We start from the raw sequence: 9,743 nt of genomic DNA, 5'->3' as shown, positions 1-9,743 counted from the left end.
GTCCGGGGGCAGGTGCTCGACGCCCTGCGCAAGGCGCTCGTCGCCGGTGAGCTCGTGCCCGGAGAGGTCTACTCCGGGCCCGCGCTCGGCGAGCGGTTCGGGGTGAGCGCGACTCCCGTGCGGGAGGCCATGCAGCAGCTGGCGCTGGAGGGCGCGGTCGAGGTCGTCCCCAACCGGGGCTTCCGCGTCACCAGCCGCACCGAGCGCGACCACGAGGAGCTCGCGGAGGTCCGCGCCCTGCTGGAGGTGCCCGCCCTGCTGCGGGTCGCCCGCACGGCGCCGGCGGCCCGCTGGCGCGAGCTGCGGCCGCTGGCCGAGCGCGCGGCCGCCGTGGCCGCCGAGGGCGACCGCGCGGCCTACGCGGAGGCCGACCGGGCCTTCCACCGGGCGCTGCTGGAGCTGTCGGGCAACCGGCAGCTGGTGATCGTGGCGGAGGAGCTGCACCGGCGGGCCCAGTGTCCCGGGGTGCCGGCCGGCGGTCTCGCGGCGCACGCGGCGGAGCACCTGCGGCTGCTGGACGCACTGGAGGCGCGGGACCTCACGGCGGTGGAGGCACTGGCGACCCGCCACTGCGCGGGCCCCGCGTAGGGGCTGCCGCCCCAGGCCCCCGGCGGGGGAGAAGCCCCTCCGGGGGCCTGGGGGGCGCAAACGCCCCGGGGGTCCTCCCCCGGCGTCAGCTGACCCCCCTCTTCCGCGCCATCGACGCCCTCCCCTCCGCCTGCTTCCGCTTCCAGTCGCGGCGGATCTCCGACCGCAGGCGGGCGTCGGTGCGCGAGGCGATCCACTCGTTCTCGCGGAGGAGCTTGCGGTAGCTGTCGAGGCGGCGGGCCGGGAGGGTGCCGTCCTGGAGCGCCGCGAGGACCGCGCAGCCCGGTTCCGTCGTATGGCCGCAGTCGTGGAAGCGGCAGTCCTCGGCGAGGGCCTCGATCTCGGGGAAGGTGCGGCCGACGCCGTCCTCCGCGTCCCACAGGCCCACTCCCCGCAGCCCGGGGGTGTCGATGAGGACGCCACCGCCGGGCAGCGGCAGCAGGTTGCGCGTGGTCGTGGTGTGGCGGCCCTTGCCGTCGCGGTCGCGGGTCGCCCGGACGGTCTGGACCTCGCCGCCGACGAGGGCGTTGGCCAGCGTGGACTTGCCGGCGCCGGACTGGCCGAGGAGGACGGACGCGCCGCCCGACAGCTCGGCCGCGAGGGCGTCGACGCCCTCCCCCGTTTCGGCGCTGACGGCCAGCACCGTCACGCCCGGCGCCGCCGTCTGCGCGTCCGCGACGAGGTGGGCCAGGGTGGCGGGGTCGGGGACGAGGTCGGCCTTGGTGAGGACGACGAGCGGAGTGGCACCGCTCTCCCAGGCCAGCGTCAGGAACCGCTCGATCCGGCCCAGGTCGAGCTCGACGGCGAGCGAGACGGCGACGACGGCGTGGTCGACGTTGGCGGCGAGGATCTGGCCCTCGGACCGCTTGGAGGACGTGGAACGGACGAAGGCCGTACGGCGCGGCAGCAGGGCCCGTACATACCCTCCGGCGAGGTCGACGGCGGCCCAGTCGCCGGTGCACATGATGTTCAGCGGGTCGCCGGTGGTGACGAGCGAGGTGTCGGCCATGACATGGCGTACACCCGTCCCGCCGTCGGCGACGACGAGGTCGCAGCGGCCGCGGTCGACGCGGACGATCCGCCCGGGGACGAGCCCCTCGGCGGCGTGGGGCGTGAAGCTGTCAGCGAACCCCGAGTCCCAGCCGTAGGCGGAGAGGGGGTGCGGAGCGTTGAGCTCGGACAAGACTGTGGTCCTTCAGGAGGGAGGTGTGGATGGTCTTCTGAGCGCGGGCACGGCCCGTGGCGACGACAGTCATCGCGTGCTCACCTCCTGTGGAGCGGATTTGTCCGGACGCCAACGATCGTAGGCGCGAACGCCGACGGGCCGCGAGTGGTTTTCTCGCGGCCCGCCAGTGGTGCTATTCGTGCTTGTTATTCGGTTTGGCGTGCTTGGGCTGGTGATCCGGTTTATGGAGCCTTGAGCGGACGTCCTCGGGGGGCAGGAACTGGGCCCAGCGCTCGGGGAATTCCGAGGGGGGTTCCCGGTCCTGGCCGATGACGCCCTCCTCGGGCTCCCAGGGGTCGTCGTCGATCTCGTGGACCAGGGCGCGCGCGGCCCGCTCGGCGGCCGCGCGGGCGGCGGCGGCCTCGCGCTGCCGGTCGACCTCGGCGCGGGCGGCGGCGGTGGTGACGGAGGGCCAGACCCGGTCGATCGCGGCGTTCACGGCGGCGCCGACGAGCACCGCGAAGGCCGAGACGCCGATCCACAGGAGCACGGCGACGGGCGCGGCGAGGGAGCTGTAGATGGTGACGCCCTCGACGTTGTGGGTGAGGTAGACGCGCAGCAGGAGGCTGCCGAGGACCCACATGGTGAGGGCGACGAAGGCGCCCGGAATGTCCTCCGCCCAGGGCGATCGCACGGGCACGGACACGTGGTAGAGCGTGGTGAGGAAGGCGATGGACAGGAGGGTGACGACGGGCCAGTAGAGGAAGCGGACGACGTCCGCGCTCCAGGGCACGACGTTCACCACCGCCTCCGGCCCGGCCACCATCAGCGGCAGTGCCACCGCCCCGATGACGAGGGCGACGACATAGAGGAGGAAGGCCAGCAGCCGGGTCCGCACGATGCCGCGCTTGCCCTCCAGCCCGTACATGATCGTGATGGTGTCGACGAAGACGTTCACGGCCCGGGAGCCGGACCACAGGGCGATGGCGAAGCCGACGGAGATGATGTCCGGGCTGCCGAGCTTGAGGACGTCCCGGACCAGCGGCTCGGCGATCTCCTTGGTGCCCTTGTCCGACAGGACGGCGGAGGACACGGTGAGGATGCTCTCCTGGATGCCGAGGATGGTGCGGGTGCCCGTCCAGTCGTCCAGGTAGCGCAGCAGCCCGAGGAGGGCGAGGAGCAGCGGGGGCAGCGACAGCAGGGTGAAGAAGGCGGCTTCGGCGGCCAGTCCCGTGACCCGGTACTCCATGCAGGAGTTGACGGTGTCCTTCAGGAGCAGCCACGCCATCCTGCGTTTGGAGACATTTCGGTACAGGGCCCTTGCCCTGCGGAGCCGGCCGACCTCCCGGCCCGAATGTTCTTTTGCTGCCTGCACGACCTAACCGTATCCGCCGCGGGCGGGTCGGTTCACCCCGCGGCCAGGCAGCGGGCCGGACGGAACCGTTGCAGGTGGGAGGCCGCGGAGGGTGATGCTGCGCCGACTCGGCACCACCCTCCGGCCGCTCCCCTTCACTGTCCGCCCGGACCGGGTGCGTTCGCAATGGTTGCAAGGCGTTGCAATATCGCGGATGACCCGGCGTGGAGCGGCTCCCGGCGGCACCATTGCAGCGTGAAGCGCATACCGATCGACGCGGGACTGCTGCCCGCCATCCGGGAGGCCGCCCTCGCCGGCGCGGAGTCCCCCGTGCGACCGCGTCCGGTGATCGGCGAGTCGTGGCACCGTGTGCGCCGCCATGGCCTCGACCCCGACACCGGCGGGTCCGTCGCCCTCCTCTCGGTGGAGGAGGTGGAGCACCTGCGCCGGACCTCCCCGCTGGGCGGGCTGCTGCCGCAGGTGCGGGAGGGGCTGCGCGAGGCGGTGGACGCCGTGCGGCACCTGATCGTGGTCTCGGACGCCGAGGGCCGGGTGCTGTGGCGGGAGGGCGGCCTTGGGGTGCGCCGGAGCGCGGACCGGCTGGGCTTCGAGGTGGGCGCGTCCTGGACCGAGGAGCGGGTGGGCACCAATGGCATCGGGCTGGCGCTGGTGGAGCGCCGGCCGGTGCAGGTCCACTCGGCCGAGCACTTCGTGCGGACGCACCACGCCTGGACGTGCGCGGCGGCGCCGCTGCACGACCCGCGCGACGGGCGGCTGCTGGGTGTGCTGAACGTGTCGGGGCCCGTGCCCGCCTTCAATCCGACGACGCTGGCCCTGGTGACGGCCGTGGCCAAGGTGTCCGAGGCGGAGCTGCGCGCCCGGCACTGGGAGTCGGTGGACCGGCTGCGTACGGTCGCGGCGCCGATGCTGGCCCGGCTGGGCGGCCGGGCGCTGGCCGTGGACCGCGACGGCTGGGCGGCGGCCGTGACGGGGATGGCGCCGGTGAGCCGGGTGGTGCTGCCCCGGGAGGCGGCCCCGGGGCGGGTGTGGCTGCCGTCCCTGGGGCCGTGCACGCTCGAGCCGCTGCCGGACGGCTGGCTGGTGCGGCTGGACCGGGGCGCGGGCGAGGAGGCGCCGCCCGGGCGGCTGGTGCTGGACCTGCGCCAGCCGCGCACCTGGACGGTGAGCGTCGCCGGGGCGGCGGGCCAGTGGTCGCACGACCTCAGCCCGCGCCACGCCGAGCTGCTGTACGTGCTGGCCCGGCACCGGGCGGGGCGGACGGCCGCCCAGCTGGCGGCGGACCTCTTCGGCGACGCCTCGCGCACGGTGACGGTGCGGGCGGAGCTCTCCCGGCTGCGGCGCACCCTGGCGGGGGTGCTCAGCCACCGCCCGTACCGCTTCGCCGACGGGCTGGAGGTGCATCTGCTGGAGCCGGAGGTCCCCGAGGACCTGCTGCCCGCCTCGACGGCGCCGCTGGTGCTGGCGGTGCGCCGGGGGCTGCCCGTGGAGCGCTGACAGGGGTGTGATGAGGTTTCGGCCATGAGCGAGAGCACGACGACGACCGTGACCACCTGGTCGATGGAGCAGACCTCGCCGGCCGATCTCGTGCCGGCTCGCGTTCCGGACGCCTCGTCCGGCATCCGGATCGAACGGGCGGCCGTGCCCTGCCCGGAGTTCAGCCGTTTCCTGTACACCGCGGTGGGTGGGGACATCACCTGGACGGACCGGCTGAGCTGGTCGTACGACCGGTGGGCGGCTTTCCTGGAGCGGCCGGGGACGGAGACCTGGGTGGCGTACGAGCACGGCACGCCGGCCGGGTACGTGGAGCTGGACCCCCAGCCGGAGGGGGCCGTCGAGATCGTGTACTTCGGGCTGATCCCGCGGTTCCGGGGGCGGCGGATCGGCGGGCACCTGCTGAGCGTCGGGACCGCGCGGGCCTGGGACCTGGCCGCGCGGTGGCCGGAGCGGGAGCCCACGAAGCGGGTGTGGCTGCACACGTGCAGCCTGGACGGACCGCACGCGCTGGACAATTACGAGCGGCGCGGCTTCCGGGTGTTCGGCACCGAGGTGACGGAAGAGCCGGAGGTGCCAGCTCCGGGCCCCTGGCCTGGTGCTCACCCGGAGGAGGCGGCGTAGCCGCACCCGGCGGGGCGGGCGCGGGCGGCGGCTCGCGCATCAATGGACCATTCCACATCCCGGAATGGTCCATCTTGCTATTCGGACAATAGTGGACTGGCCGAAGACTGCCGTGCCACGCTGCCGTCATGTCCCGAGCTGGAATCGCCTTGGTGAGTCGGCGTCACGTCGACCTCGGCCGCGTGTCCAGCGCCATCTGTCCGGCGGGCTGACAGTCACAGCACCACCGTTCCTCCCCTCCGTCGGCGCCGTCGCGCCGGCGAGATGGCCCTTGCCTCCCTTTCGTATGCCCTGTCCGGCGACCCTGTCGGTGACGCATGCGGACTTTAAGGACAATTCCCCATGGCTGACACCCCTTCCCGCTCCCCCGCCGCCTCGGCGCGGCGCAAGTCCGGCCGCCACCGAGGCGAAGGCCAGTGGGCCGTCGGTCACTTCACCCCGCTGAACGCCAACGAGCAGTTCAAGAAGGACGACGACGGTCTCAATGTGCGGACACGCATTGAGACGATCTACTCCAGGACCGGTTTCGACTCCATCGACCCCAGCGATCTGCGCGGCCGGATGCGCTGGTGGGGCCTCTACACCCAGCGCAAGCCCGGTATCGACGGCGGCCGCACGGCGGTGCTGGCCCCGGAGGAGCTGGACGACGAGTTCTTCATGCTGCGGGTGCGCGTCGACGGCGGCCGGCTGACCACCGCGCAGCTGCGCGTCATCGGCGAGGTCTCCCAGGAGTTCGCCCGGGGCACCGCCGACATCACCGACCGGCAGAACATCCAGTACCACTGGATCCGCATCGAGGACGTGCCCGAGATCTGGCGGCGGCTGGAGGCCGTCGGCCTGTCCACCACGGAGGCCTGCGGGGACACGCCACGGGTGATCCTGGGCTCGCCCGTGGCCGGCATCGCCGAGGACGAGATCCTCGACGGCACCCCGGCCATCGAGGAGATCCACCGCCGTTTCATCGGCAACCCCGACTTCTCCAACCTGCCCCGGAAGTTCAAGTCGGCCGTCTCCGGCTCCCCGCTGCTGGACGTCGCCCACGAGATCAACGACGTGGCGTTCGTCGGCGTCCACCACCCCGAGCACGGCCCGGGCTTCGACCTGTGGGTGGGCGGCGGGCTGTCCACCAACCCCAGGATCGGGGTCCGGCTCGGCGCCTGGGTGCCGCTGGAGGAGGTGGCGGACGTCTACGGCGCCGTCATCGGCGTCTTCCGCGACTACGGCTACCGGCGGCTGCGCAACCGCGCCCGGCTGAAGTTCCTCGTCGCCGACTGGGGTGCCGAACGGTTTCGCCAGGTGCTGGAGGACGAGTACCTCGGCCGCCGGCTCGTCGACGGCCCGGCCCCCGAGCAGCCCGTCCACCGCTGGCGGGACCACGTCGGCGCGCACCGGCAGAAGGACGGCCGTTTCTACGTCGGCTTCGCCCCGCGCGTCGGCCGGGTCGACGGCACCACGCTCACCAAGATCGCGGAGCTGGCCGAGCAGCACGGCTCGGGCCGGGTCCGCACCACGGCCGAGCAGAAGATGATCGTGCTGGACGTGCCGGAGGAGCAGGTGTCCTCGCTGGTGGCGGGCCTGGAGGCGCTGGACCTGCGGGTCGCGCCCTCGCCCTTCCGGCGGGGCACGATGGCCTGCACGGGCATCGAGTTCTGCAAGCTCGCGATCGTGGAGACCAAGGCGCGCGGCGCCTCGCTCATCGACGAACTGGAGCGCCGGCTCCCGGAGTTCGACGAGCCCGTCACCATCAACATCAACGGCTGCCCCAACGCCTGCGCCCGTATCCAGGTCGCGGACATCGGTCTCAAGGGCCAGCTGGTCACCGACGAGCGGGGCGAGCAGGTCGAGGGATTCCAGGTCCACCTGGGCGGGGCGCTGGGCCTGGAGGCCGGGTTCGGCCGCAAGGTCCGCGGCCTGAAGGTCACTTCGGCGGAGCTCCCGGACTACGTGGAGCGCGTCCTGCGGCGCTTCCAGGCGGAGAGAACCGAGGGGGAACGGTTCGCCCAGTGGGTGACCCGGGCCGACGAGGAGGCGCTTTCGTGAGCGACGCGCACGCGGCCGCCGGGCCGCAGACGACCACGATGGCCGCACCTCTGCGCCGCGTGGGCGGAGATGGGGGTACCTCCCAGGCGTCAGCTCTGGGGGAGAACAATCAGGAGGGGCCATGAGCGAGCGCGCCGCCCCCTTCTACTGCCCCTACTGCGGGGACGAGGACCTGCGGCCCGGTGAGCAGGGCCACGGCGCCTGGGAGTGTGGCGCCTGCAACCGCGCGTTCAAGCTCTCCTTCCTCGGGCTGCTGGCCCGGGGCCTGGTCAAGGAGCGGGCGAATGAACGGCCTTGAGAAGCTGGCGGCCGAGGCCGGCCGGGAGCTGGAGGACGCGCCCGCCCTGGAGATCCTGCGCTGGGCTGCCGACACCTTCGGCGAGCGCTTCTGCGTCACCGCCTCCATGGCGGACGCCGTGGTCGCCCACCTCGCCTCGCGCGTCCGCCCGGGCGTCGACGTGGTCTTCCTGGACACCGGCTACCACTTCCCGGAGACCATCGGCACCCGGGACGCGGTCGGGGCCGTGATGGACGTCCGGGTCCTGACCCTCACCCCGCGCCGGAGCGTCGCCGAGCAGGACGCGGAGTTCGGGCCGCAGCTGTACGAGCGCGACCCGGACCTGTGCTGCCGGATGCGCAAGGTCGAGCCGCTGGCGGAGGGCCTGGCCGGGTACGACGCCTGGGCGACCGGCCTGCGCCGCGACGAGTCCCCGACCCGGGCCGGCACGCCGGTCGTGGGCTGGGACGCCCGGCGCGGCAAGGTCAAGGTCGCCCCGATCGCCCGCTGGACCGAGGCGGACGTGGACGCGTACGTCGCCGAGCACGGCGTGCTCGTCAACCCCCTGCTGATGGACGGCTACACCTCCGTCGGCTGCGCGCCCTGCACGCGCCGCACGCTGACGGGCGAGGACGCGCGGGCCGGCCGCTGGGCGGGCACGGGCAAGACGGAATGCGGACTGCACGGATGACGGAACCCCTGTCGAACGAGCTGTCGAACGAGCTGGAGAGGAACATGAGCGTGGGCGCCACCGTGTGGCTCACCGGCCTGCCGAGCGCGGGCAAGACGACGATCGCCCGTGCGCTCGCGGACCGGCTGCGCGCCGAGGGCCGGCCGGTGGAGGTGCTGGACGGCGACGAGATCCGGGAGTTCCTCTCGGCGGGCCTGGGCTTCTCCCGCGAGGACCGGCACACCAACGTCCAGCGGATCGGCTTCGTCGCGCGGTTGCTGGCCGCGCACGGCGTGACGGTGCTGGTGCCCGTCATCGCGCCGTACGCGGATTCCCGCGAGGCGGTACGGAAACGTCATCAGGCGAGCGGCACGGGCTATGTGGAGGTCCATGTGGCCACGCCGGTGGAGGTGTGCTCCGCCCGTGATGTGAAGGGCCTGTACGCCAAGCGGGCGGCGGGCGAGATATCCGGTCTGACCGGCGTCGACGACCCGTACGAGGCGCCGGCCGACCCGGACCTGCGGATCCCCGCGCACGAGCAGGGCGTCGAGGAGTCGGCGGCGGCGCTGTACGCGCTGCTGACGGAGAGGGGGCTGCTGTGACGACAGAGGACAGCCCGTACGCCCTGACGCATCTGGACGCGCTGGAGTCCGAGGCGGTGCACGTCTTCCGCGAGGTCGCGGGCGAGTTCGAGCGGCCGGTGCTGCTGTTCTCCGGCGGCAAGGACTCCATCGTCATGCTGCATCTTGCCCTCAAGGCGTTCGCCCCGGCGGCCGTCCCCTTCCCGCTGCTGCACGTGGACACCGGGCACAACTTCCCCGAGGTCCTCGCCTACCGCGACCGCACGGTCGCCGAGCTGGGCCTGCGGCTGCACGTGGCGTCCGTGCAGGACTTCATCGACCGGGGCGAGCTGCGCGAGCGCCCCGACGGCACCCGCAACCCGCTCCAGACGGTGCCGCTGCTCGACGCCATCGGCGGCAACCGCTTCGACGCGGTCTTCGGCGGCGGGCGGCGCGACGAGGAGAAGGCCCGGGCCAAGGAGCGCGTGTTCTCGCTGCGGGACGAGTTCGGCGGCTGGGACCCGCGCCGGCAGCGCCCCGAGCTGTGGCAGCTCTACAACGGCCGCCACTCCCCCGGCGAGCACGTGCGCGTCTTCCCGCTGTCCAACTGGACCGAGCTGGACGTCTGGCAGTACATCGCCCGCGAGAAGATCGAGCTCCCCTCGATCTACTACGCCCACGAGCGCGAGGTCTTCGCCCGCGACGGCATGTGGCTGGCCCCCGGTGACTGGGGAGGCCCCCGGGACGGCGAGCGGGTGGAGAGACGCCTGGTGCGCTACCGCACCGTCGGGGACATGTCCTGCACCGGCGCCGTCGACTCCGGCGCCGCCACCATCCACGCCGTCATCGCCGAGATCGCGGCGTCCCGGCTCACCGAGCGGGGCGCGACCCGGGCCGACGACAAACTGTCCGAGGCCGCGATGGAGGACCGCAAGCGCGAGGGGTACTTCTAG

11 protein-coding genes are annotated in these 9,743 nt (G+C 73.1%); 9 read left to right on the top strand and 2 right to left on the bottom strand.

Going from position 1 to position 9,743, the window contains the following annotated elements; genetic code table 11:
• Positions 1-588, top strand: a 588-nt coding sequence (locus K6I33_RS08465; RefSeq protein WP_229349430.1) for a GntR family transcriptional regulator, incomplete at its 5' end; no start/stop codon positions are given.
• 85 nt (positions 589-673) lie between these two features.
• On the opposite strand, the gene rsgA is transcribed toward K6I33_RS08465, so the two are convergent.
• Positions 674-1,771, bottom strand: coding sequence for a ribosome small subunit-dependent GTPase A (rsgA, locus tag K6I33_RS08460; RefSeq protein ID WP_229349428.1), 1,098 nt, complete (start codon positions 1,769-1,771; stop codon positions 674-676).
• Between the two features lie 175 nt (positions 1,772-1,946).
• On the bottom strand, positions 1,947-3,128 hold the full coding sequence (locus tag K6I33_RS08455) for a YihY/virulence factor BrkB family protein (protein WP_374283826.1): 1,182 nt from the start codon (positions 3,126-3,128) through the stop codon (positions 1,947-1,949).
• Between the two features lie 234 nt (positions 3,129-3,362).
• On the opposite strand from K6I33_RS08455, the gene K6I33_RS08450 reads away from it, so the two are divergent.
• From K6I33_RS08450 to cysD, 8 genes are all read left to right on the top strand, one after another.
• Positions 3,363-4,622, top strand: a complete 1,260-nt coding sequence (locus K6I33_RS08450; RefSeq protein ID WP_229349424.1) for a helix-turn-helix domain-containing protein — start codon at positions 3,363-3,365, stop codon at positions 4,620-4,622.
• A gap of 24 nt (positions 4,623-4,646) precedes the next feature.
• A complete protein-coding gene (locus K6I33_RS08445; protein ID WP_229349422.1) occupies positions 4,647-5,243 on the top strand; it encodes a GNAT family N-acetyltransferase in 597 nt (198 codons plus the stop codon).
• Positions 5,244-5,371: 128 nt separating this feature from the next.
• Complete coding sequence (locus K6I33_RS36560) at positions 5,372-5,455, top strand: putative leader peptide (RefSeq protein WP_332836347.1); 84 nt, start codon at positions 5,372-5,374, stop codon at positions 5,453-5,455.
• A gap of 130 nt (positions 5,456-5,585) precedes the next feature.
• Positions 5,586-7,283 carry a nitrite/sulfite reductase gene (locus tag K6I33_RS08440; RefSeq protein WP_229349420.1) on the top strand — a complete coding sequence of 566 codons (1,698 nt, stop codon included), beginning with the start codon at positions 5,586-5,588 and terminating at the stop codon, positions 7,281-7,283.
• A gap of 121 nt (positions 7,284-7,404) precedes the next feature.
• Complete coding sequence (locus K6I33_RS08435; RefSeq protein ID WP_229349418.1) at positions 7,405-7,581, top strand: hypothetical protein; 177 nt, start codon at positions 7,405-7,407, stop codon at positions 7,579-7,581.
• Positions 7,568-8,251, top strand: a complete 684-nt coding sequence (locus tag K6I33_RS08430; RefSeq protein ID WP_229349416.1) for a phosphoadenylyl-sulfate reductase — start codon at positions 7,568-7,570, stop codon at positions 8,249-8,251. The genes K6I33_RS08435 and K6I33_RS08430 overlap by 14 nt, the downstream gene beginning before the upstream one ends.
• Complete coding sequence (gene cysC, locus K6I33_RS08425) at positions 8,248-8,832, top strand: adenylyl-sulfate kinase (RefSeq protein ID WP_374283822.1); 585 nt, start codon at positions 8,248-8,250, stop codon at positions 8,830-8,832. Before K6I33_RS08430 ends, cysC begins: the two co-directional genes overlap by 4 nt.
• Positions 8,829-9,743, top strand: coding sequence for a sulfate adenylyltransferase subunit CysD (cysD, locus tag K6I33_RS08420; protein WP_229349414.1), 915 nt, complete (start codon positions 8,829-8,831; stop codon positions 9,741-9,743). Before cysC ends, cysD begins: the two co-directional genes overlap by 4 nt.

This window comes from Streptomyces sp. UNOB3_S3, assembly GCF_020740895.1.
Classification (GTDB): Bacteria; Actinomycetota; Actinomycetes; order Streptomycetales; family Streptomycetaceae; genus Streptomyces.
This window is presented reverse-complemented; position numbering and strand designations above follow the sequence as displayed.